Genomic DNA, 23,242 nt, shown 5'->3' on the forward strand with positions numbered 1-23,242 from the left:
GATAAGTGCTGAAAGCATCTAAGCATGAAGCCCCCCTCAAGATGAGACTTCCCATCACTTCGAGTGAGTAAGATCCCTCAGAGACGATGAGGTTGATAGGTCCGAGGTGGAAGCGTGGTGACACGTGCAGCTGACGGATACTAATAGATCGAGGACTTAACTAAACTTCTTTATTGATGTGTTGATTTACTCTTATTTAGTTTTGAAGGTATAAACTAAAAAATACCTTGCATTTTCATATGGAAATGTATATAATAAAACTTGTCCTTATTTTTAAGGAAGGTCTGGTAGCAATAGCGAAGAGGTCACACCTGTTCCCATCTCGAACACAGAAGTTAAGCTCTTCAGCGTCGATGGTAGTTGGGGCTTTGCCCCTGCAAGAGTAGAACGCCGCCAGGCTACTTTTTTAATATAAATTTCTATTAAATACATATATTTATGAATATTATATTTGATTTTATGGCATTATAAGTTATAAAGTTAATTTACATTATTCCACAGTAGCTCAGTGGTAGAGCAATCGGCTGTTAACCGATCGGTCGTAGGTTCGAATCCTACCTGTGGAGCCATTTTTGTTTTCAGGAATAAATACGCTTCCATAGCTCAGCAGGTAGAGCACTTCCATGGTAAGGAAGGGGTCGTCCGTTCAAATCGGATTGGAAGCTCTTTGTGAAACGCTTGTCTCGTAAGGGGATGAGCGTTTCTTTGTGTATGTAATTTTATGGAAGTTTTATTTTGGTTCCGATTATTGCCCAATCCAAATTACTGAAATACTAGATGAAGAGTCAAAAATAGGGTTACTAAATTGGAGAAATAGGTACTTTCTGAAGGGTTCGATGGCTTTAGATGTGAATGACGATGACCTTAATGTTGAAGAAGTTGGGTTTATTAACTGCATGAATGAATTAAATCGATTAAAAAAATGGGGTGCATTTCTAAATGAAGTGCCCCCAAAATAGAACAAGATGGTTTAGCCTTTTATCACCTATAATATCCTGGATAATAAGGATGGTAATAAACATATGGAGGATATTGTGGATAAGGAGGGTAAGGTGGGTAATATGCTCCCTGTTGCGGATATAAAAGTGCACCAGCCAACAATCCTCCTGCAATTCCTCCAACAAATGGTACTAATGGGAATCGGTAATCCTCATGAAGATATCCTTGTTCATGGTTGCCTTCCATAGGGTATCCTGTATATGGATATAACTTATTGGAATATCCTTGCAATTGATTATTCTGATCTGTAGTCATAAACCAACCCTCACTTCAAAAGTTACTTCCTTTATTAACCTATGCAGTTGCCTACTAATGTTATTGGGCTAGTGTCATATGAAGGGAGAAATATAAAATTAAATTTCTTATTTGTTGCATAACTATTTCAGTAAATAATCTTTAATCTATATATTTTCTGAGGTTGGGAGCTATTTTGTATCTAGAAGATTTACCCTATCTTCAAATAATCATTCATTCTGTATAAGTATTGAAATGCATGTACACCAACGCTTATTCAAATACAATCGAAAATAACATTTCTATAGAAATAATAAAGAAGGATTCATTAATTCGATTCACCTCGGAAGCTTTTAGCGTAAAAATAACCACTGGTACTAATATGTGCTTAATAAAAAAACCGCTTCGCTATAAATAAGCAAAACGGTTTTCAAATTTGCAATTAGCCACCAATAATATGATAGCCTGAATCAACATGTAAAACTTCTCCTGTAACGCCTCGGGAAAGTTCACTTATAAAGAATAATGTTGCATCACCAACCTGATCCTGATCAACATTACGTCGAAGTGGTGCTTTTTCAGTAATTATATTTGCTTTATCGTTAAAGCCAGATACACCTTTGGCAGATAATGTACGGATAGGGCCTGCAGATATTGCGTTGACGCGGATGTCATATTTACCTACGTCCTCGGCTAAGTATCTTACACTTGCTTCAAGAGAGGCCTTGGCAACCCCCATCACATTATAGTTTGGAATAACACGTTCAGAACCCAAATAGGTTTGTGTAACAATGCTACCGCCATCAGTCATCACTTCTTTAGCTGCTTTTGTAACAGCAACAAGTGAGTATGCGCTAATTTCCTGCGCTATTAAGAAACCTTCTCGTGATGTGTCTGCATATTCACCCTTAAGTTCTTCGCGATTGGCAAAGGCAACAGAATGAACGAGACCGTGAATCGTTCCTATTTTCTCCTTTATTTCACCAAAAGCTTGCCCGATACTTTCATCACTTGCAACATCGCAGGATACAATTAGTTTTGCATCTATTTCATGTTTCTCTAATAATTTCACTAACTTCTGATATGATCTTTCCTGTCTATTTGTAAAAATTAAGTTTGCCCCTGCGTTGTGTAACGACTTTGTGATTCCCCATGCAATACTTCTTTCATTTGCTACACCCATTATTACTACATTTTTTCCTTGCAATAGACCAGACATAATAAACCTCCACAATTTAATTCTTTAGTTTATTATAACCTATTAGAACCAGGCAATGAAACGATAACTTCTAAATTAGTATTTTGGCAACAATTTGCCCTGGGGATACAATCCGGTTTTTTCAAAATATTAGAATAAACCTGTCTTTGTATGATGTTTTTATGGTTTTTTAAAATAAATTAATAAAAATATCATTTTCCTCTTTACAAAGTTAACGATACTCGATATAATAAAATTCGTCAGTCTGCGACAGATTGTTACAACTGATGATAATAAATGTATATATGTCATATATTGGCCCGTTGGTCAAGCGGTTAAGACACCGCCCTTTCACGGCGGTATCACGGGTTCGAATCCCGTACGGGTCACCAATATGGAGGATTAGCTCAGCTGGGAGAGCACCTGCCTTACAAGCAGGGGGTCGCAGGTTCGAGCCCTGCATCCTCCACCATTTTTAGCCGGCCTAGCTCAATTGGTAGAGCAACTGACTTGTAATCAGTAGGTTGGGGGTTCAAGTCCTCTGGCCGGCACCATCCTTTTTGTATAATTTAACTATTATAGTTAACAATATTTACGGAGGGGTAGCGAAGTGGCTAAACGCGGCGGACTGTAAATCCGCTCCCTCAGGGTTCGGCAGTTCGAATCTGCCCCCCTCCACCATGTTTGTATTGTTGGGCTATAGCCAAGCGGTAAGGCATCGGGTTTTGATCCCGTGTATCCTAGGTTCGAATCCTAGTAGCCCAGCCATTTTATTTATGAAGGATCTTTGAGAATTCTTGTTAAATAAAAGTATATTTATGAGCCATTAGCTCAGTTGGTAGAGCATTTGACTTTTAATCAAAGGGTCGAAGGTTCGAATCCTTCATGGCTCATCAGTTTAAATCTGTATAAGTAACAGCAATAAACAAGGTCGTTATGGTAGCATACATACAACCTTGTTTATTTGTATTTGATGAATGAATTTATCTCAAAAGGAAACATCGGTCTTTTGACGAGCTAACACAAAGTAGCTTCTAATGAAAAATATAAGGAATTCGTGTTATAATTTATTTAGTTTACAATCGTTGCGTATGAAAGAATATTATATAATTTCTATATTAAAGGATGATCCAGGATGAAATCTTCCAGAATTCCCGGTTTTTATAATATGACTGTTGAACAACGGCGGGACCTACTGAGAATGGCGCTAGAATTTTCTTCAGAAGAAATGAATGATCTATATATAAATGAGCCTTTACCTATTGAAACAGCGGATAAAATGATCGAGAATGTTATAGGTACATTCCAGCTTCCATTAGGTTTAGGATTGAATTTCCTTATAAACGGGAAAGACTATGTTATACCAATGGCGATTGAAGAAGCGTCAGTTATTGCTTCTGCCAGCCATATAGCTAAAATTGTTAGAGATGCTGGGGGATTTCAAACCGAAGCAACGGAAAGAATAATGATTGGACAAATCCAAGTGGTAGGCTGTCCGGATTATAAAAAAGCAAAGCAGGATTTATTAGACCAAAAAGAATCATTGATAAAAGCTGCAAATGCCGCTTATCCGAGCATTGTAAGCCGTGGAGGCGGGACAGAGGATTTAGATGTTCGTATTCTTAATGAAGAAAGTGACTCGAAATATGGGCAGATGCTTGTCCTCCATATATATGTTGATACACGTGATGCAATGGGTGCGAATATCATTAATACAATGGTTGAATCGATTGCACCAATTGTCGAAGAGTTAACAAAGGGTAACGTTTATTTAAGAATTTTGTCAAACTTTGCTGATAAATGCTTGGCTAGGGCGAGATGTGTGATTCCTCCTGAAATGCTTGCTACTGGAGATTATTCGGGAGGGGAAGTGCGCGATGGAGTAATCCATGCATATGAATTTGCGGCATCGGATCCATATCGTGCAGTTACACATAATAAAGGAATTATGAATGGGATTGATCCTGTTGTCATTGCAACAGGGAATGATTGGCGTGCGGTGGAGGCTGGTGCACATGCATATGCTTCCCGACATGGCAGTTATGGTTCCATGACCAAATGGTATAAAGACGAAACAGGAAATCTTATTGGGGAAATTGAATTACCAATGTCGGTGGGAACTGTTGGTGGAGCAACAAGGGTCCATCCATTGGCAAAGCTTTCCCTTTCTATGATGGATATAAAATCTGCCAAGGAACTTGCACAAGTAATTGTAGCAGTTGGATTGGCACAAAATCTCGGAGCTTTGAAGGCATTGGCGACAGATGGTATTCAAAAAGGGCATATGGCTCTACATTCTCGCTCTGTTGCAATTGCAGCAGGAGCTTCAGGGGAGATGATTGATATCATTGCAGAAAAACTAATCGAGCAAAAACAAATCCGTGTCGGAAAAGCTAAAGAATTGGTGGAGCAGTATAAAAAATGAGTGCAGAAAAAGTAACAACTTCAGAAAAAACAGCTATAGGTATAGCTCATAGTAAGCTAATTTTAATCGGAGAGCATGCAGTTGTACACGGGCAACCAGCGATTGCGATCCCCTTTCCATTAATTGGCGTTGAAACAGTTATTGAATATGTACCGGGTGCCATTAAAATGGACAGTACCTTTTATCATGGACCACTGCATTTGGCTCCTGAATCGTTACATGGAATTGTTCGTTGCATCAATAAGACACTTGATTACCTGGATATTCCTTGTGAAGACTTATTGATACGGATTAATTCCTCGATACCGCCTGGAAAAGGTTTGGGTTCCAGTGCGTCTGTCGCTATTTCTATCATCAGATCCTTGTTTGATTTTGCGGATAGAGTGTGTACCGAGTCCGAATTACTCATGCTTGCAAATGTCGCAGAAACGTATGCACATGGAGCACCAAGTGGGATTGATACATTGACGATAACTTCAAAAACACCGGTTTGGTATGAAAAGGAGCATCCGATTGATTATATTGATCTCGGTGAGGATTTTCATTTTATTGTTGCAGATTCGGGTAGAGTTGGGGACACAAGGACCTCGGTCGAATCGGTAGCACGTTTATTAAAGTCGGCACCAAAGCGAATACAAAGGAAAATTGATCGGATTGGTGAATTAACACATCATGCGAAGGATGCTTTGGAAAAGGCTAGTAAACAATTCTTAGGACAACTTCTGAATGAAGCACAGAAAGAATTGGAAGCTTTGGGGGTAAGTGATGCAGGCTTAAACAGGCTAATTTATTTTGCTCGTAAAGAAGGTGCCCTTGGAGCGAAATTGACTGGTGGTGGTAATGGTGGTTGTGTTATCGCTCTTGCCCAAAATGAAGTACATTCCAAACAACTTGCGGAAAAGTTAAGGAAATATGGGGCGACATCCGTATGGCCATTCGTTTTAAAAAAGCAAAATTAAAGAAATGGGAGATAGATGATGAAAGCTACAGCCAAAGCGCATACGAATATTGCTTTAATAAAATATTGGGGAAAGCGTAATGAAGCGCTGATTCTACCTACGAACAACAGTCTTTCCTTAACATTGGATGGTTTTTTTACAACAACAACTGTAGACTTTCAGGAAAACTTGACCCAAGACCAATTTATGCTTGATAACAAGCCAGTGAAAGGTGATTCACACCAACGCGTAACCAAATTTCTTGATTTAATTCGCGGGTTGGCAGGGAAAGAAAACCTATACGCAACTGTTCATTCTAAAAATGATGTTCCTACTGCAGCAGGCTTTGCTTCATCTGCTTCCGGCTTTGCGGCGCTGGCTGCAGCAGGAACAAAAGCGATTGGCTTGGAATTGGATAACCCGGAATTATCACGGCTCACTCGTCAAGGGTCTGGCTCAGCAAGCCGTTCTATTTACGGTGGATTTGCAGAGTGGGAAATGGGAAATAAAGAAGACGGTTCAGATTCATTTGCTGTTCCAATCGCACCTGCTGGACATTGGGATGTTCGAGTAGCTGCTGTTGTTCTTTCGTCAACAATGAAAAAGGTGTCGAGTCGTGAGGGAATGAAAAGAACAGTGGAAACATCTGCTTTTTATTCGGGGTGGATTGACAGCATACCTAAGGATTTAGTTGAAATAAAGGATGCTATCAAGACAAAGGACTTTGAAAAGACAGGCAGTATTGCGGAAGCCAACTGTTTAAAGATGCATGCAACAACATTGGCTGCAAATCCGCCCTTTACATATTGGCATGATGCAACAATGCGTGTGATGCAAACCGTTCAGCATATGAGAGAGAAAGGAATACCTGCATATTTTACAATTGATGCAGGGCCAAATGTTAAAGTTCTCTACTTACCCGAGGATGAAGAAACGGTGCAACAAACACTTCGGAATATTCCCGGTGTAACCGATGTGATTTTAAGTAAACCAGGTCAGGGAATAAGCTACCTATAGGGGTTGAATAATTTGCTAAGTAAATCAATGACCATAAAAGTTCCAGGTAAATTAATGATCGCCGGGGAGTTTGCTGTTCTTGAACCCCATCATCATTTAGCGGTTATGGCCGTAAACAGGTTCGTATATGCAACGATTGAGAGAACGACTGCAAACGGGCTTACTTTGCATGACTTAAATTTGCAGGATCTGGAGTGGGGATACGCGAATAATGAAATAACAATTCTTACAGATGATGATAGGGTTCGCTTTGTTCGTGATGCTATGACCATTAGTTATACCTACTTGAGAGAACAGAATATAACGATAAATCCATTCCATCTATCCATTCGTAGTGAGCTTGATGATGAAACAGGGATAAAGTATGGATTAGGATCGAGTGCTGCGGTTGTCACTTCGGTTGTGAAAGCTATTTTAAAAGAGTTTCTTATTGAAGAACCAATGCCTGAACTTGTGTTTAAACTTGCAGCAATTTCCCATGTAAAAACACAAGGAAATGGATCTGGTGCAGATGTGGCAGCATCATCCTATGGTGGGTTATTGCAATATACCTCTTTCCAGGCGGATTGGCTCAAGGGTGCTTATTACCATCGTAATTCCGTAACCGAATTAGTTGAACAGGATTGGGTTTATTATTCGTCAAGAACAATTATAATGCCAAGAAATGTTCACTTTTGTGTGGGGTGGACTGGTAAACCGGCATCAACTGCGAAACTTGTTGACGAAATATTACAGTTAAAAATTGATAAACCGGCAGCATTTGAATCTTTCCTAAAAAAAAGTGATGAAGCAGTAGCAGATTTTTTAACTGGTGTGAATGAGGGAAATATTGACCTTCTTCTAAAAGGCGTAAAAGAGAATAGGGAAGCATTGGCTACAGTTGGAAGGCATGCGAACATATCGATTGAAACACCGCTGTTAAGTAAACTATGTGACTTGGCTGAATCACTTGGTGGTGCTGGAAAGCCTTCAGGTGCTGGTGGAGGCGATTGTGGTATTGCGTTTATGCCAACCAAGGAAAAAGCAGATGAATTGATGGAGGCTTGGGAAAAGGCTGGAATCAAAGCTCTGAACCTCAGGCCATCGAATGCGGAATAGAAAACACTTTTTACTAAATGAAGCAATAAAAAAAGACATTATTTTCAAGTTTTCATAAGAAAATGGATGTCTTTTTTTTTTTTATTATGACACATATTTTTGGTACTCATTTATAAGATGATCCAGCTTAACACTTGAGGAAATGACTGCTTCAGATGTTAGGTCATGTGTGTAGGAAAGTTGAATCATCTCTTCACGGCACTCTTCAATTTTTTCGATTAAATTAATTTTAGTCACAAAACTTTCCTCCAATCTAGTATACTATAATAGAAAAGTACCCAATTTTGTTTAACTTTAAACATATATATATGAATATTTTGTGACAGGTAAAATAAATGCGTTAAGTACAAAATAAGATTGAAACCTTTTGTAGTACATATTCGTATAACAAGTACCGCATAGTAAGCGGAGGTAACCATATGGATCAATTTATAAAAGAAAAAATTAAAGAAGTAAAAAAAGGTGATCAGGCTGCATTTGGTGATGTAGTCTCATTTTATCAAAGTAAAATTTACCAGCATTGTTTTCGAATGCTTGGTAATGCACATGAGGCGGAGGATATGGCTCAAGAGGCTTTTATCCGCGCATATGTTAATATTCATTCCTTCGACGACCGCAGAAAGTTTTCCACTTGGCTATATCGTATTGCTACAAATTTAACGATAGACCGAATCAGAAAACGGAAACCTGATTATTTTCTGGATGCAGAAATAAAAGGAGCTGAAGGTTTAAATATGTATTCTCAATTGGCGAGCGAGGAACGTCTCCCTGGAGAAGAAGTGGAAGGTTTGGAATTACAACGTTATATTCATCATGAAATCTCACAACTTCCACCAAAGTATCGAAGCATTATTATGTTGCGTTATTTGGAGGAGTTTTCCCTTCAAGAAATAAGTGAAATCCTTGATATTCCATTAGGAACGGTGAAAACCCGAATACATCGAGGAAGGGAAGCATTAAGAAAACGGCTTCGTCATGTGTAAAGGAGTGTGTTCTACATGGATTGTAATAGAGAATCAATTGAATTAATGCATAAATATTTGGATGGGGATCTCACGAAACCGGAGGAATGTGGGTTGCGCACACATTTAGAAACATGTGCGGACTGCCAACATCACTTCCATGAATTAAAGCGTACCATTACATTGATTAAGAGTGCGGAACACTTTTCAGCACCAGAAGACTTTACGCAGAAGGTCATGAAGAATCTGCCGACTGAAAAGAAGCGTGTAACTTATAAGCGTTGGTTCAAAGTGCATCCGATACTAACAGCAGCAGCTCTATTCTTTATCTTGATGATGGGCGGGATATTCTCTTCTTGGAGTCAGGATACTCAATTAGTAGTGTCTAAGCAGGATGAGCTGATTATCGAAGGAGATACTGTAATCGTACCTGAGGGAGTAACGGTTCCAGGTGATGTTCTAGTCAAAAATGGCAACTTAATCATAAATGGTACGATTGATGGTAATGTAACATTGGTGAATGGTGAACTGATTGAAGAGAACCCATTAGAAGGTGAAAATCTGATGGCCTCTGCTGGGGGGGTAAATGGAGAATTTGAATCCGTTGATCGAGTATTTGAGTGGATGTGGTACAAGGTCAAAGATATATTTAAAAGTGTCTTTTCCTTCTAAGGGCATGTTCAAAAAGTCCGGTGAAAATAATACGAGCTTTCTCGGTCAATTTGAATACTCATTTTTGTGAAATATATTGTATGTAAGAAACACGGATAAGGTAATTAACTTATCTGTGTTTTTTATAGATTGGGCCGAGGTTATGGGAATATGTTTCAGGGAAAATATGTTATAATAATTACCGTGACTAATTATATATATTATAGGGAACTTCCAAAAGATAAGTAGGCTTTTAAAATTCGAACAACAATGAAGTGAATTTATACTGTTAAGGGATGTGTGTGCATGCTTGATGGGGGTTTTGATGTATTAGATCTGCTAAGAATAGGCGTAGATATAGCTCTCGTCTGGTATGTATTATATAAATTAATGATGTTGATCAGGGGAACAAAAGCAATCCAACTATTAAAAGGGATTGCGGTCGTTCTTTTCGTTTGGGCAATGAGTATTATACTAAATCTCCAAACGATGCAATGGCTGACAAGTGAAGCCATTTCCTGGGGGTTAATTGTAATTATTATTTTATTTCAGCCAGAACTTAGAAGAGCACTTGAACAACTTGGTAGGGGAAATATTTTTTCCCGGAGTGCCAAATCAGAAGAAGAACTTCTGCAAGAAGAGATTGAAGCAATTGTTCAGTCATGCAGTTATATGGCGAAAAGAAGAATTGGTGCATTAATATCAATTGAACGGGAAACGGGAATCGGAGAATATGCTGAAACAGGGATTTCTATAAATGGAAAATTGACACATCAGCTATTGACAAATATCTTTACACCGAACACACCACTCCATGATGGTGCTGTTATTATTAAGGAAGGTGAAATAACGGCAGCTGCATGTTATCTACCGTTATCGGAAAGTCCGTTTATATCGAAGGAACTAGGGACAAGGCATCGTGCTGCTATGGGTATCAGTGAAGCTACAGACGCATTAACGATTATTGTTTCCGAGGAAACGGGTGCCATTTCCTATACGAAGAATGGGGAGCTGCATAGGGACGTGGATCAGGACGATCTTCGTAATATAATGCGTACACATTTACCTTTAACTCCAAAATCCGCGGAAAAAAAGACATGGAAACGGAGGAATAAGAATGGATAACTGGTTTAAAAGCAAATGGTTTGTACGAATCATTTCATTAATCTTTGCAGTGTTCATTTATACCTTTGTAAATGTATCCGAGAATTCATCCCAATCCGATTCTACATTTTCCGGTACAGATCAATCACATATGTTAGACGAAGTTCCAGTTGAAATTAAAATCGACGATGAAAACTATGTTGTCAGTGGGGTACCTGAATACGTTACGGTTAACCTTCAAGGTTCATCTGGCAAGGTAATGCCGTTGATTTCACAGCGTAATTTTGATGTATTTGTAAATTTACATGGTCTGGAAGAAGGGGAGCACACGGTTGAATTACAGCATACTATATCGAAGGATATAGAGACTTTTATCGAACCGAAATCAATTCCAGTTACGATTGAGGAAAGGGCCAGTGAAGAATTCAGTGTCGTTGCGGACTTTATTAATAGTGATAAGATGGCTGAAGGATATGAATTGGTTAGTCATGAGGTGGAGCCTAAGTCAGTAACAATAACGAGTTCAAGGTCGGTAATTGAGCAAATTGGTGCAGTTAAAGTATATGTTAATTTAGAGGGATTGGAAGGATCGATTAACAATCGAGAAGTTCCAGTAAATGTCTATGATACACAGGGTAACGAGTTAAATGTTAGAATTGAACCTGAAAGTGTACAAGTATCTGCAGAACTAGATAATCCGAGTAAATCAGTACCTATAACAGTGGAGACTACCGGTGAAATGCCTGAAGGGTATTCCCTAAATTCAATTTCAGCTAATTTAGAAGAAGTTGAAGTATACGCAACAAGTGATATATTGGGAGATATTACAGAAGTCTCGACGGAAGCAATTGATTTATCTAAATTAACCGAATCAGGCACTGTTGAAGCAGAACTAACATTACCAGAGGGTGTAAATGCTCCAGATTTGGAAACAATTGAGGTAACGATTGATGTAGAAGAGGCGCAGGCTGAAGAAGCAGAAGACGAAGCAGAAGTAGCAGAAGACGAAGCAATTACAGAAGATACCCAAGTTGCAGAAGACGAACCAATTATAGAGGATACCCAAGTAATAGAAGACGAACCAATTATAGAAGAGGAACTGGAAGAAGGTCTTACCGTAACTTACAGGGAACCTGAAACTGCCATGACTGATATAATGGTGACAGGTAGTCAAGAACAGGTCAGTGAGTTGTCTGTGGATGATTTCCAAGCATCAATTAATCTATTTGGCTTGGAACCCGGGGAACATCGAGTACCGATTATAATTGAAGGACCAGAAAATGAGGGTATGACATTTACTGCTGATATAGAAGAAGTATTGGTTCAAATTAACGAAAGTGATTAGTTGAAAAAAGTTGAATGGCATGCAGTTAAAGGAGAGGTACAGATGGGAAAATATTTTGGAACAGATGGTGTTAGAGGGGTTGCTAATGAGGGATTGACACCTGAATTGGCATATAAGCTCGGACGCTGTGGTGGTTACGTACTCATAAAGGAACACGAAAAACCTAGAGTCCTTATTGGCCGTGATACACGGATCTCAGGTCATATGCTTGAAGGAGCCTTATTAGCGGGTCTGTTATCAATAGGTGCGGAAGTGATGCGTCTTGGAGTTATATCCACTCCTGGTGTAGCATATTTGACAAAAGCTACTAGTGCACAAGCGGGTGTAATGATTTCCGCTTCCCATAATCCAGTTGAAGATAATGGAATTAAATTCTTTGGGCCAGATGGCTTTAAACTAACAGATGCACAGGAAAATGAAATTGAGAGTTTAATGGAAGCAGAAGATAATTTGCCACGACCAACAGGTGGAGGTATTGGGATTGTCAATGATTACTTTGAAGGTGGCCAAAAATATCTATCCCATCTAAAAGATACCATTGATAATGACTTTGAAGGATTCCAAATTGCAATTGATTGTGCACATGGTGCGACATCGAGCCTTGCAACACATTTATTTGCTGATCTTGAAGCGGATGTCTTTTCCATTGGTTCTAAGCCGGATGGGCTAAATATTAATGCGGATGTGGGATCGACACATCCTGAGACATTACAAGCATTTGTTAAAGAAAAAGCTGCCGATCTCGGATTGGCATTTGATGGAGATGGAGATCGTCTTATTGCCGTTGATGAGAAAGGTAATATTGTTGACGGCGATCAAATTATGTTTATTTGCGCGAAACATTTAAATGAAAAAGGCTTACTCAAACAAAACACGGTTGTATCTACTGTAATGAGTAATATTGGTTTTTACAAGGCAATAGAAGAAAATGGGATGCGCAGTGATAAAACGTCCGTAGGTGACCGCTATGTGATGGAAGAAATGCGAAAAGGTGGTTACAACCTTGGCGGGGAGCAATCCGGCCATATTATCTTCCTTGATTACATTACAACTGGTGATGGCATGTTATCTGCCATACAACTTATTAATGTTATGAAGGAAACGGGGAAACCTTTATCAGAACTTGCTGGTGAGATGAAAATATTCCCACAAGTATTAATAAATGTAAAGGTAATAGATAAAAATGAGGTATTGAGCAATCCTGCTATTTTGGATGAAATTGCATTAGTAGAAAGTGAACTGGGTAATCAAGGACGCGTTTTAGTCAGACCATCAGGAACAGAACCACTTGTTCGAGTCATGGTTGAAGCACCAACTAAAGAAGAATGTGAGCGTTATGCAGACCGAGTAGTGAAAGTAATCCAAACGTTGCCTGGAATCTAAATATAGTAGAACATCAAAGAGCTGTTTTCCGTAAGGGGAGCAGCTCTTTGTATGTATATGAGTGTAAGTTATTTATTATTCTTTATATAGCAAAAATACTTTATTAGTAATGCTAGGTACACTAGCATCGGGGGTAAATGAAAGAAGTGCCTTAAGGGTAAGGAAGAGTTTATCACCAATATTTTTCAACCTTTAGAGAAGAAGCGCAAGGATGTGATTAAAATATCCTTGCGCTTCTTCTGTTCTGGAAGTCAAGAAAGCATAAATACTTTCTTACTGCATAAGTGCAACTAAGGTTATCGCTTAAAAGCTTGTGAACCTTACTTTTCTAACATATTTAAAAAATAATTGATTACTATGTTGCATCGTGATATAGTCACATCATGATATAACATGATGCATAGTAAATAGAATAGGGTGAGGACAATAAAACTAGAAAAAATATTGAAGTCTTACATACCAATGACAGAAACGGCTTTTTATATTCTTTTATCCTTATCAGCTCCACGTCATGGCTACGGAATTATCAAGCATGTAGAGGTTATTACAAAAAGTCGGATTCACTTAGGTTCTGGTACAGTTTACGGTACGCTCAATAAAATGCAACGGGATGGGATTATAACGGTTTTTGCTGATGAAAAGCGGAAAAAGATTTATGAAATTACGGACATGGGTAAGCAATTAATCAAAGCGGAGACAGCAAGACTAAAAGAACTTCATGAAAATGCGTTAAAGTATGAGGAGGAATTTTTATGATAAAAAAAGTCTTTCGGCCATTTTGGAGTCATGATATAGAAAAAATAGAGACATGGCTTTCTACAATGGCGAGGCAGGGGTATCATGTTGTGAAGATCAATAGGATGACAAACTATTTTTTCTTTGAAAAGGGTGCATCAAAGGCAGTAAATTATCATATTGGGTATGATAAAATGTTTGATACATTACCAGAAACCTTAATAAATGATGGCTGGGAACAGCTTTTTAAACAAGGTAATTGGTACGTCATTGCAAATCAAAAGCCATCTGATGAAATTAAAACAACTCTCGTTCGTGATGGGGTAATCAAGCACAATTGGATTGTGATGTTTGTTGTTGGTGGAGTCTCACTCTATATCACGTTTCCATTTTTGATATTTTTAGTGACCATTAGTATCCGTTTTATGTTACCAGGCAATGTGCATGTGGAATCGAGTCCTTTTTGGGTGTTTACTGTATTATTCTGGATGATAGGAATACTGGGGATTTATTCTACAGTAAAACGATATAAAGCCAACAAAAGAATGTCAGGAATGACGATGAAACAAAGGGATAAGACAATTCCCAGTCGAATGGAAGAAAAACATTTGAAAAAAGCTGGTGAAATCATTATAAAAAGAAAAGTAGCCTGGCAATATTCACCTGACAAACTTGAAAATTGGCTTAAGAAGATGGAAAACCAAGGCTACCATCTCTACCGAGTAAGCAAATGGGGGATTAAGTTTTATTTTGCCAAAGGTGAGCCGAGGAAGGTTAGCTATTGTTTGGATTACCAAAACAACCTAAATCAAAATTATTTTGATATGCATAAAGAAGCCGGGTGGAAACTTAATTATACCAACAATTCGTTTCTTTCAAAATGGTCAATTTGGTCACGTGTTTATGAGGACGGTGAGGTCGAACCACAGTTGTACAGTGATGATACACATATGATAAAGCATGCTAAACGTGTCATGATTACGTATTTATCTATGTTTGTTCCTGTTACGGTTTTGTATTTAATGGTAATCATATTAAATATTAATCTCTTACAAAGAAATGGCATGGATACGTTAAGGTGGAGCACCTTGATTTTATATGGAATTGTTATACTCGAGTTTGGAACATTTGCAGTAAAATCATTATTATATTATAGAAGAGTAAAAAATAAGGTGAATTACAGTTAGATTCATACGGCTTTAAAAATGTACCATAATACGCTTCAGTAAACGCTTGCATGGATGTTTACTGGAGCTGTGCAACACCATAATAAACATTATTTTAATTTGAGGCATATGATATTCAAGGCCATTTTTTAAAAAAAGATTGACCTGTTACCACTTTCACAGGTACAATAGACTGGCCTCTTTATTAATGTTTATTTTTTACTGAAAAGAGGAAGGTATAAAGAGTAATGATTTTTATTCAAGAATGGAAAGGAGATTCGGGGTTACAAATCAATTAAAGCGCCAGGACTATTTTTCGAACGGTAAAGAAAAATAGTTGACGAGGTGGAGGTTATCGAGAATTTCGGCGGATGCCTCCCGGCTGGATATCTCAGTCGTTGCTTTATCCCTAAAACAGTAAGGTGACTTATTGGACAAAAGGATAATGAAAGATGTTCATTCAAAAAAACACGAGAGAGGGGCAGTTAAGCGCCCCCTAAAAATTCTAGAAGGATCGTTTGTCTGCCCCTTATCTTATAGGAGGACATCGATATGTGTGGAATTGTCGGCTATATCGGAGAAAACGATACAAAGGAAATTTTATTAAATGGACTTGAAAAACTGGAATATAGAGGATATGACTCTGCAGGGATTGCTACCCTGAATGATGAAGGAGTCTGCTTGACGAAAGTAAAAGGTCGTATTGCAGCACTGCGTGAAAGTGTTGATAGCTCTGTTCAATCAACAATGGGAATTGGCCATACCCGCTGGGCGACACATGGTGTTCCAGGTATTATAAATGCACACCCACATCAAAGCGCGTCTGGAAGGTTCACACTTGTTCACAACGGTGTTATCGAAAATTTTAATAAACTAAAGAAAGAATATTTGAGCGATTTTGATTTTGTAAGTGATACAGATACAGAAGTCATCGTACAGCTTATTGAAAAACTTTATCAAAAACATCAAAATACAGTTACAGCATTCCGTGAAGCGATGCGTCTTTTGAAAGGTTCTTATGCGATAGGGATGATTGACGCTGAAGATCACGAGACACTTTATGTATCAAAAAATAAGAGCCCACTACTTGTAGGAATTGGTGATGGATTCAATTTGGTTGCAAGTGATGCAATGGCAACTTTAAAAGAAACGGACCAGTATGTAGAAATCCATGACAAGGAAATTGTACTTGTATGCCGTAATTTTGTTGAAGTTCAGACAATTGAAGGAGCTGTTGTAGATCGTAAACCATACACCGCTCAAATTGATGCAAGTGATACAGAAAAAGGTACGTATTCACATTTCATGCTCAAAGAAATTGACGAACAGCCAATTGTAATGCGTAAAATTATCAATGAATATCAAAATGAGGATAATGAACTGAAGCTTGATGCAGATATCCGTAATGCCATGAAAGCAGCGGACCGTATTTATATCATTGCTGCTGGAACAAGTTATCATGCCGGGCTTGTAGGTAAAGAGTTCCTTGAAAAATTAGCAAAAATCCCAGTAGAAGTCCATGTTGCAAGTGAATTTTCATATAATATGCCATTACTGTCTGAAAAACCACTGTTTATATTTATCTCACAAAGTGGAGAAACTGCTGACAGTAGGTCTGTATTGGTGAAAATTAAGGAAAAAGGATATCCAGCACTTACAATTACAAATGTGACAGGATCCACCCTTTCTCGTGAAGCAAATTATACCCTGCACTTATATGCAGGACCAGAAATTGCAGTAGCATCAACAAAAGCATATACTGCACAAATTGCTGTTTTGGCGATTCTTGCAGTAGATACTGCAAGTGCAAAAGGCTTCCATTTGGACTTTGATCCAATGCAAGAACTTGCGATTGTTGCTAATGCAATGGAAGTTCTAACAGACCAAAAAGAAGAATTGGAACAATTGGCAAGAGATTATTTTGCAACAACACGCAATGCCTTCTTTATTGGAAGAAGCAGCGATTATAATGTTTCCCTTGAAGCGGCATTGAAGCTAAAAGAGATTTCCTATATTCAGGCAGAAGGTTTTGCCGGAGGAGAATTGAAACATGGAACCATTGCCTTAATTGAAGAAGGAACGCCTGTCATTGCTCTTGCAACCCAGGAAAATGTGAACTACTCCATCCGTGGGAATGTTCAGGAAGTAGTTGCCCGTGGTGCAAATGCAATGATTATCAGTCTTAAAGGATTGGAAGAAGATGATGATGCGTTTGTATTGCCACATGTGCATGAATTACTGACACCACTTGTAAGTGTTATTCCAATGCAATTACTTGCATATTATGCTGCATTGCATCGTAATTGTGATGTTGATAAACCGAGAAATTTAGCTAAGTCCGTTACTGTGGAGTAGGGCTTTTGAATTGCAACAAAATCGAACTGTTTAAAACAAATTAATTTCACAGTCTTCCCCCTTTAGACATAATTGTCTTAAAGGGGTATTTTTATGTCAGAAAGGAAACTTAAAGTTGATAACTTGATTAAAGAAGGTCGTGGGACTGGAATTGGAGTAGAATACCAGTCGTGCTGAAAAGACAAGATGTTTTTCCACAAGGTAAAATAATGCCTATAAATATTACTAAATGCAAGCGCCCCCTGGGTTAAAGGTCTTTAATCTTTGGCTGTTCTCCTCATTTGAAATTAATAATTTTTTTCGGCCACTCGTAACATGCTCTTGGTTTATTCTTAGAATACTATATCTAAACTAGACTCTTTTAATAATAATCGTGATTCAAAATGACTTATGGATGTATTATTGTTAAAATAATAGAATAGATAATAATATAGAGATATCGTTCCTTGTTTCTTTTTGACTGTAGTCATAAGAAGAAGCTAGTAATCTATAAGAATGGAACCGATATAAGGAGGATGTATGGACTTTAAAGGGAACATAAACCGTAATCAAATGAAAAAGTTTCAAAAGCTCGGCAGTTGGTCTGGGGTTATTATTGGGATTCTGTTGCTTCTTTTCATTTTAGGTGCCGTCGCTTTCCAGTGGATCACAGAATATATTTGGATGGATTCAGTTGCTTTTGGTAACGTTTTCAAGACGGTTTTGGGCAGTAAACTTATGCTTGGTGCTGCTGGTTTTGTCATCTTTGGTTTAGTAACCTGGGTGACCGTATTTTGGGTGAGAAGATCGTATTTAAGCCATTTCGACCCGAATCAGCTTCCGGCATTTTTCTACCAGAAGAAAATGGCCATGAATGGAATTATAATCGCAATTGCTGTTTTCGCAGGACTTCTCGGCAGTGTGATTGTACAGGGCGTAGGCTGGGAACCACTTTTAAAAATCATAAACTATGAAACATTTGGGGAAAGCGATCCTATTTTCAACAGAGATATTTCTTTCTACATGTTTGTTTTACCGTTTTTAGAAATGATTATTAATATTTTACTAGGACTCGGTTTCTTCATGTTAGTAGTTGTGGTTGCTGCGTATTCCGTTTTTAATATATACCGGATGAACCGCTCGGCACAAATTCACTTAGGACTGACGATAGCAATTATCGGTGTGTTGTTAGCTGGCACTCATTTACTGTCACCATTTCAAACGCTGCTTTCCAATCAAGTAAATATTTTCCAGGAGAGTGTGGTGCACGGCCTAAGTTACACAGATCGCATCATTAATATTCCTGTTTCCTATATTTTAGCAGCAGTAGCTATTATCGGTGCCGTTTGGGTCATTCTTGCACTAAGAAAAGGAAAATTCAATTCGATGTTGATTCCGATTGTTGCTTATATTGCCGTCATAATTCTTGGGCAAGGAGCGTCCGTACTGGTGCAAAACTATCTCGTCGAGCCAAATGAATTTCAGCGTGAGCAGCCATATTTACAGCATAATCTGGATTACACAAGGCAAGCCTACGAGCTCGAAAATATTGATGTATCAGAACATCCGGGAAACCAGGCTTCACTGGATGAAGATATGATTGAGAATAATGAGTTAACAATTAATAATGTGCGAATTAATGATGCACGACCATTGCTTGATATATACAACCAATTGCAGACGTTCCGTACATATTATCAATTTAATGATATCGATGTTGATCGGTATGAAATTGACGGAGAGTATCAGCAAGTGTTTCTTGGTGCAAGGGAATTAAACACAGCTGACCTGCCTGAACAAGCCCAAACCTGGGTAAACCGGACATTGCGTTATACGCATGGATACGGGATTGCGATGAGTCAAGTTAATGAGATTACTTCCCAAGGACAGCCAGAATATATTGTAAAGAATCTCCCGCCCGAAGGAGAAGTTGACGTTGATCGTCCACAAGTTTATTTTGGTGAAATGAATTATCCAAATGTCATCGTAAATTCGGATGTCGATGAATTTGACTATCCGTCAGGTGATGAAAATATGACTAATCGCTACGAAGCAGATAAGGGGATTTCGCTTAGTGGTTGGAATCGTTTATTATTTTCTATTAATGAAGGGTCATTCCGTATGCTCGTATCAGATCAGCTCTCCAATGACAGTCAGTTGCTCGATACCCGGAATATTGTAGATCGCATCAACCGAATTGCACCATTTTTCGAATATGATGATGATCCATATATTATTGTACGTGATGATGGTACATTAGCCTGGATTATTGACGCTTATCTAGTAGAACAAGGCTATCCATATGCGGAAAATTACCAAGACAATAGAAACTATATTAAAAACGCAGCAAAAGTGATGGTTGATGCGTACACCGGGGAAGTTAATTTCTTTGTTAGCGAACCGGATGATCCGCTACTGCAAACATATCAAAATATATTCCCTGATTTGTTTACAACAGAAATTCCGGAAGATGTGGAAAGCCACTTTCGCTATCCAGAAGGATTGTTTAAGATTCAAGCCAACAAATATGGTACATACCATATGACCAATCTGGAAATTTTCTATAATCGGGAAGACCGCTGGGAATTCCCAACAGAGCATTATTTTAATGAAGATATTGAAATGGAACCTTATTATGTAACGATGAAACTTCCAGAATATGAGGAAGAAGAATTCATTTTAATGATGCCATATACACCTAGAAATCGGCAGAATATGATTGGTTGGATTGGTGTACGTAATGACGGGGAACATTATGGCGAAAAATTTGTCTACCGTTTTCCAAAACAGGAAAATGTCTATGGTCCGCAGCAAATTGAAAATCGGATTAATCAGGACAGCGTTATTTCTCAAGAGTTAAATCTCTGGTCACAAGGTGGTTCTCAAGTCATTCGTGGAAACCTATTGTCCATCCCGATTAACGATACAATGCTGTATGTGGAACCAATCTATATTGAGTCTTCCAATGAAACATCATTGCCGGAAGTAAAACAAGTTGTCGTTGCTTATCAAGATTATATCGTCATGGAAGCAACATTTGATGAAGCATTAGATCGTATACTTGAATTAGCTGGTGGCGAAATCGATGAGAGTGATTTACAGCCTGAAGGAGGACCATCAACGGAAGATATCGATGGAGACCCTGAAGTGCCGGCAGAATCTGAAGAAGAGGAAACACCTGCACAAGTACCATCTGGAGATTCAAGTCAATTATTACAGGAATTCTCTGAGCTGTTTGGTGACTATCAGAATGCCCTTTCAAATGGAAGCTGGGAAGAAGCAGCCGAAATTATGTCGGAAATCGAGGCACGACTGGAACAAGTAAATCCATAAGTTTTTAAGTAAGAGATGAGCACTGTATATCGCAGATGCTCATCTTTTTAATCAACAGATATAGTTTTTATCGCAAAGTTTGCAGAATATTACTATTAATAATATAATTCTAACTGAAACAACTATTTAATTCGGAGGGGATTTCTTGGTAAAAGTGAACTTGGATTTAGCAAAGGAATTAATCGCTGGAGCGGAGAAAGAAGCAGAAAAGATTGGCGTCTCTATGGTGATCAGTGTTTTAGACGAGGGCGGGAATTTAATCGCCGTTCACCGGATGGACGATGCCTGGCTTGCCAGTATTGACATTGCACAAAACAAAGCATGGACTTCCGTAGCTTTGAAAATGCCAACATCCAATCTGGAAGAGGCAACCGTACCGAATGCTGAATTGTATGGACTGAATACAACGAATCAGGGACGGATTGTTTTATTCGGTGGGGGTATCCCACTGGAAAGTGAAGGAAAAGTAGTGGGAGCTGTCGGTGTAAGTGGTAGTGCGGTTGCTCATGATGTTCAGGTAGCTCAAGCGGCGGTGGACGTATTTAATAAAAAATAAAGTACTTTTGGATAAAAGAATCAGAGAGGAGAAATCTCTGGTTCTTTTTTGCTGTCTCGTGGGCGTTTGCCTTCTACCCCCTCCCCCCTCCTTCATTATGGCATGGCGTTCCTAAAGAAATGGTGGAAGCCGGCTTATCCTTTGGTTCTACCAATTTGCAGTTATTAAAAAAGGTGCAGTTACCCCAGGCATTGCCTACCATCATGGTTGGTGTTAACCAAACAACTATGATGGCACTTGCGATGGTTGTTGTTGCCTCCATGGTCGGTGTGGAAGGTCTTGGCCTGGAAGTATTGACAGCTTTAAATCAAATTGATGTTGCAAAGGGATTTGAAGCGGATATCAGTATTGTCATCAATATCTGTTGGAAGAATTTCTTCTGTTCCCCTTGGAAATATAATTACCTCCGCTATAACTTAAAGCTATAGCAAATGATAGAATTTACGTGTTACTCCATACTGACTTTTCTATGCTATACTTAATTCAAATCAAATATGAAAACGCTAGTTACATAATTAATCCTTTTCATGTTTATGGGAAGAGTTTTTTTAATATGAAAGAAAGAAGGAGATCATTGATGTCAGAGAAAATAGTTAAAGCACCATTTAGGGCCGATCATGTAGGTAGTTTTCTGAGAACGGAACCAATTAAAGAAGCAAGAAAGGCTTATGCGAATGCGGAAATTAAAAAAGATGGCTTAAAGGCTATAGAGGATAAAGAGATAGAGAAACTTGTACAAAAACAAATTCAAGTGGGGCTTAAATCAATAACTGATGGTGAGTTTAGACGCTCTTGGTGGCACCTAGATTTCTTATCAGGTTTACATGGGATCGAATTGTTTGAAACGGAATATGTAAGTAACTTCAAAGGTGCTAAAACGAGAAATAATGCTATTAAAGTAGTCGATAAAGTAGATTTTGATAATCACAATATGGTAGAACATTTTAAGTTCTTAAAAGAGGCAGTAGACAAATATGGTAATGGAAGTCAAGTTGCTAAGTTCGCCATTCCAAGCCCGAATATGTTATTCACTAGAATACAGGGTGATGAGTATTATAACGGGAACAAAGAGCAGTTCTATAATGACACAGTAACAGCGTATCAAAAAGCCATTCAAGCTTTCTATGATGCAGGCTGTCGCTATTTACAATTAGATGATACTTCTTGGATTGATTTTGTTTCGGAAGAACGCATAAAAGCAGTCGTTGAAAGACTTAATATGGACGTACAAGACATCATCGAAGCTAGAGTAAGTTGTCTAAATGATGCTATTTCTAAGAAACCTGATGATATGGTTATCACGATGCATATTTGTCGTGGAAACTTTAAGTCTACCTATATTACAAGTGGTGGATACGATACGATATCTGATGCGATATTTGCTAACTTAAATGTAGATGGACTCTTCCTAGAATATGATGATAAACGTTCAGGTGATTTTGGACCGTTAAAAAGCTTTAAACGTGATGATCAAACAGTCGTACTAGGATTGATTACATCTAAATTCCCAGAACTAGAAGAATCAGAAAATATCAAAGACAGAATAAGAGAAGCAAGTAACTATATTCCTTTAGATAACTTAGCATTAAGTCCTCAATGTGGATTCTCGAGCACGGAGGAAGGGAACATATTAACAGAAGAAGAACAATGGAATAAAATAAGTCACATGATTAAAATTGCTGAGAGTGTATGGGCAAATAACTAAAGGTGATTTGAATCAATGATAGAATTGTAGAAACTCTCTCCCCTAATACTAGATGGGGT

The 23,242-nt window shown here is 38.3% G+C and carries 20 protein-coding genes, 8 tRNA genes and 2 rRNA genes; 27 read left to right on the forward strand and 3 right to left on the reverse strand.

The features are described from left to right. From BV906_RS14260 to BV906_RS14280, 5 genes are all read left to right on the forward strand, one after another. Window positions 1-164 (forward strand): 23S ribosomal RNA (locus BV906_RS14260); the annotation flags it as partial. Window positions 165-283: 119 nt separating this feature from the next. Then, a 5S ribosomal RNA gene (rrf, locus tag BV906_RS14265) occupies window positions 284-399 on the forward strand. A gap of 95 nt (window positions 400-494) precedes the next feature. Then, window positions 495-569: transfer RNA gene (locus BV906_RS14270), tRNA-Asn, on the forward strand. Between the two features lie 23 nt (window positions 570-592). Beyond that, a tRNA-Thr gene (locus BV906_RS14275) sits at window positions 593-665 on the forward strand. Window positions 666-707: 42 nt separating this feature from the next. Next, entirely contained in the window at window positions 708-959 is a 252-nt protein-coding gene (locus BV906_RS14280) for a hypothetical protein (RefSeq protein WP_087974322.1), read from the forward strand. 22 nt (window positions 960-981) lie between these two features. Here the strand turns inward: BV906_RS14280 and BV906_RS14285 are convergent, their stop codons facing one another. After that, entirely contained in the window at window positions 982-1,254 is a 273-nt protein-coding gene (locus BV906_RS14285; protein WP_425435199.1) for a hypothetical protein, read from the reverse strand. A gap of 421 nt (window positions 1,255-1,675) precedes the next feature. Further along, on the reverse strand, window positions 1,676-2,452 hold the full coding sequence (fabI, locus tag BV906_RS14290; RefSeq protein WP_087974323.1) for an enoyl-ACP reductase FabI: 777 nt from the start codon (window positions 2,450-2,452) through the stop codon (window positions 1,676-1,678). A 296-nt stretch (window positions 2,453-2,748) separates the two neighbouring features. Between fabI and BV906_RS14295 the strand changes: the two genes are divergently transcribed. The 10 genes from BV906_RS14295 (at window position 2,749) to BV906_RS14340 (ending at window position 7,909) form a co-directional block, all read left to right on the forward strand. Beyond that, window positions 2,749-2,823, forward strand: a tRNA-Glu gene (locus tag BV906_RS14295). Between the two features lie 4 nt (window positions 2,824-2,827). Continuing rightward, a tRNA-Val gene (locus BV906_RS14300) sits at window positions 2,828-2,903 on the forward strand. A gap of 6 nt (window positions 2,904-2,909) precedes the next feature. Next, a tRNA-Thr gene (locus BV906_RS14305) sits at window positions 2,910-2,985 on the forward strand. Between the two features lie 42 nt (window positions 2,986-3,027). Beyond that, window positions 3,028-3,112: transfer RNA gene (locus BV906_RS14310), tRNA-Tyr, on the forward strand. 12 nt (window positions 3,113-3,124) lie between these two features. Further along, window positions 3,125-3,199, forward strand: a tRNA-Gln gene (locus BV906_RS14315). A 52-nt stretch (window positions 3,200-3,251) separates the two neighbouring features. Further along, window positions 3,252-3,324: transfer RNA gene (locus tag BV906_RS14320), tRNA-Lys, on the forward strand. A 242-nt stretch (window positions 3,325-3,566) separates the two neighbouring features. Beyond that, window positions 3,567-4,856: a hydroxymethylglutaryl-CoA reductase, degradative gene (locus BV906_RS14325; protein ID WP_087974324.1), complete on the forward strand. Its 1,290-nt coding sequence runs from the start codon at window positions 3,567-3,569 to the stop codon at window positions 4,854-4,856. Next, window positions 4,853-5,815 (forward strand): mevalonate kinase, encoded by a 963-nt coding sequence (mvk, locus tag BV906_RS14330; RefSeq protein ID WP_087974325.1) that lies wholly within the window; start codon window positions 4,853-4,855, stop codon window positions 5,813-5,815. The genes BV906_RS14325 and mvk overlap by 4 nt, the downstream gene beginning before the upstream one ends. A gap of 18 nt (window positions 5,816-5,833) precedes the next feature. After that, complete coding sequence (gene mvaD, locus BV906_RS14335; RefSeq protein WP_087974326.1) at window positions 5,834-6,811, forward strand: diphosphomevalonate decarboxylase; 978 nt, start codon at window positions 5,834-5,836, stop codon at window positions 6,809-6,811. A 12-nt stretch (window positions 6,812-6,823) separates the two neighbouring features. Then, on the forward strand, window positions 6,824-7,909 hold the full coding sequence (locus BV906_RS14340; protein WP_087974327.1) for a phosphomevalonate kinase: 1,086 nt from the start codon (window positions 6,824-6,826) through the stop codon (window positions 7,907-7,909). Window positions 7,910-7,993: 84 nt separating this feature from the next. Here BV906_RS14340 and BV906_RS14345 read toward each other — a convergent pair whose 3' ends face one another. Continuing rightward, window positions 7,994-8,146: an aspartyl-phosphate phosphatase Spo0E family protein gene (locus BV906_RS14345; RefSeq protein WP_245844157.1), complete on the reverse strand. Its 153-nt coding sequence runs from the start codon at window positions 8,144-8,146 to the stop codon at window positions 7,994-7,996. 182 nt (window positions 8,147-8,328) lie between these two features. On the opposite strand from BV906_RS14345, the gene sigW reads away from it, so the two are divergent. From sigW to BV906_RS14405, 12 genes are all read left to right on the forward strand, one after another. Next, a complete protein-coding gene (gene sigW, locus BV906_RS14350) occupies window positions 8,329-8,892 on the forward strand; it encodes an RNA polymerase sigma factor SigW (protein WP_087974328.1) in 564 nt (187 codons plus the stop codon). 15 nt (window positions 8,893-8,907) lie between these two features. Further along, on the forward strand, window positions 8,908-9,543 hold the full coding sequence (gene rsiW, locus BV906_RS14355) for an anti-sigma-W factor RsiW (RefSeq protein ID WP_087974329.1): 636 nt from the start codon (window positions 8,908-8,910) through the stop codon (window positions 9,541-9,543). A gap of 285 nt (window positions 9,544-9,828) precedes the next feature. Next, a complete protein-coding gene (gene cdaA, locus BV906_RS14360; protein ID WP_087974330.1) occupies window positions 9,829-10,647 on the forward strand; it encodes a diadenylate cyclase CdaA in 819 nt (272 codons plus the stop codon). Then, window positions 10,640-11,971: a CdaR family protein gene (locus BV906_RS14365; protein ID WP_087974331.1), complete on the forward strand. Its 1,332-nt coding sequence runs from the start codon at window positions 10,640-10,642 to the stop codon at window positions 11,969-11,971. Before cdaA ends, BV906_RS14365 begins: the two co-directional genes overlap by 8 nt. A gap of 42 nt (window positions 11,972-12,013) precedes the next feature. Next, window positions 12,014-13,354: a phosphoglucosamine mutase gene (gene glmM, locus BV906_RS14370; RefSeq protein WP_087974332.1), complete on the forward strand. Its 1,341-nt coding sequence runs from the start codon at window positions 12,014-12,016 to the stop codon at window positions 13,352-13,354. Window positions 13,355-13,816: 462 nt separating this feature from the next. Next, the gene (locus tag BV906_RS14375) at window positions 13,817-14,110 is read left to right on the forward strand and encodes a PadR family transcriptional regulator (RefSeq protein ID WP_425435200.1); all 294 of its coding nucleotides are present in this window, start codon (window positions 13,817-13,819) and stop codon (window positions 14,108-14,110) included. Continuing rightward, on the forward strand, window positions 14,107-15,276 hold the full coding sequence (locus BV906_RS14380) for a DUF2812 domain-containing protein (protein ID WP_087974333.1): 1,170 nt from the start codon (window positions 14,107-14,109) through the stop codon (window positions 15,274-15,276). The genes BV906_RS14375 and BV906_RS14380 overlap by 4 nt, the downstream gene beginning before the upstream one ends. A 531-nt stretch (window positions 15,277-15,807) precedes the next feature. Further along, window positions 15,808-17,610 (forward strand): glutamine--fructose-6-phosphate transaminase (isomerizing), encoded by a 1,803-nt coding sequence (gene glmS / locus BV906_RS14385; protein ID WP_087974334.1) that lies wholly within the window; start codon window positions 15,808-15,810, stop codon window positions 17,608-17,610. Between the two features lie 519 nt (window positions 17,611-18,129). Then, the gene (locus BV906_RS14390; protein ID WP_087974335.1) at window positions 18,130-20,922 is read left to right on the forward strand and encodes a UPF0182 family membrane protein; all 2,793 of its coding nucleotides are present in this window, start codon (window positions 18,130-18,132) and stop codon (window positions 20,920-20,922) included. Between the two features lie 145 nt (window positions 20,923-21,067). Beyond that, window positions 21,068-21,478 carry a GlcG/HbpS family heme-binding protein gene (locus BV906_RS14395; RefSeq protein WP_087974336.1) on the forward strand — a complete coding sequence of 137 codons (411 nt, stop codon included), beginning with the start codon at window positions 21,068-21,070 and terminating at the stop codon, window positions 21,476-21,478. A gap of 119 nt (window positions 21,479-21,597) precedes the next feature. Beyond that, window positions 21,598-21,906 (forward strand): ABC transporter permease subunit, encoded by a 309-nt coding sequence (locus tag BV906_RS14400; RefSeq protein WP_087974337.1) that lies wholly within the window; start codon window positions 21,598-21,600, stop codon window positions 21,904-21,906. 149 nt (window positions 21,907-22,055) lie between these two features. Continuing rightward, window positions 22,056-23,183, forward strand: coding sequence for a 5-methyltetrahydropteroyltriglutamate--homocysteine S-methyltransferase (locus BV906_RS14405; RefSeq protein WP_087974338.1), 1,128 nt, complete (start codon window positions 22,056-22,058; stop codon window positions 23,181-23,183). The last annotated feature ends 59 nt before the right edge of the window (window positions 23,184-23,242 follow it).

Origin of the sequence: Oceanobacillus rekensis (assembly GCF_002153375.1) — a bacterium.
Taxonomy (GTDB): Bacteria; Bacillota; Bacilli; order Bacillales; family Amphibacillaceae; genus Oceanobacillus; species Oceanobacillus rekensis.

Excerpts from the sequence above, each read along its gene's own strand:
- BV906_RS14285 (WP_425435199.1), bottom strand. The coding sequence starts at position 1,254 with ATGACTACAGATCAGAATAATCAATTGCAAGGATATTCCAATAAGTTA.
- BV906_RS14400 (WP_087974337.1), top strand. The coding sequence starts at position 21,598 with ATGGTGGAAGCCGGCTTATCCTTTGGTTCTACCAATTTGCAGTTATTA.
- glmM (WP_087974332.1), top strand. The coding sequence starts at position 12,014 with ATGGGAAAATATTTTGGAACAGATGGTGTTAGAGGGGTTGCTAATGAG.
- mvk (WP_087974325.1), top strand. The coding sequence starts at position 4,853 with ATGAGTGCAGAAAAAGTAACAACTTCAGAAAAAACAGCTATAGGTATA.
- mvaD (WP_087974326.1), top strand. The coding sequence starts at position 5,834 with ATGAAAGCTACAGCCAAAGCGCATACGAATATTGCTTTAATAAAATAT.
- BV906_RS14375 (WP_425435200.1), top strand. The coding sequence starts at position 13,817 with ATGACAGAAACGGCTTTTTATATTCTTTTATCCTTATCAGCTCCACGT.
- BV906_RS14325 (WP_087974324.1), top strand. The coding sequence starts at position 3,567 with ATGAAATCTTCCAGAATTCCCGGTTTTTATAATATGACTGTTGAACAA.
- glmS (WP_087974334.1), top strand. The coding sequence starts at position 15,808 with ATGTGTGGAATTGTCGGCTATATCGGAGAAAACGATACAAAGGAAATT.
- BV906_RS14405 (WP_087974338.1), top strand. The coding sequence starts at position 22,056 with ATGTCAGAGAAAATAGTTAAAGCACCATTTAGGGCCGATCATGTAGGT.
- fabI (WP_087974323.1), bottom strand. The coding sequence starts at position 2,452 with ATGTCTGGTCTATTGCAAGGAAAAAATGTAGTAATAATGGGTGTAGCA.
- BV906_RS14390 (WP_087974335.1), top strand. The coding sequence starts at position 18,130 with ATGGACTTTAAAGGGAACATAAACCGTAATCAAATGAAAAAGTTTCAA.
- cdaA (WP_087974330.1), top strand. The coding sequence starts at position 9,829 with ATGCTTGATGGGGGTTTTGATGTATTAGATCTGCTAAGAATAGGCGTA.
- BV906_RS14380 (WP_087974333.1), top strand. The coding sequence starts at position 14,107 with ATGATAAAAAAAGTCTTTCGGCCATTTTGGAGTCATGATATAGAAAAA.
- rsiW (WP_087974329.1), top strand. The coding sequence starts at position 8,908 with ATGGATTGTAATAGAGAATCAATTGAATTAATGCATAAATATTTGGAT.
- BV906_RS14365 (WP_087974331.1), top strand. The coding sequence starts at position 10,640 with ATGGATAACTGGTTTAAAAGCAAATGGTTTGTACGAATCATTTCATTA.
- sigW (WP_087974328.1), top strand. The coding sequence starts at position 8,329 with ATGGATCAATTTATAAAAGAAAAAATTAAAGAAGTAAAAAAAGGTGAT.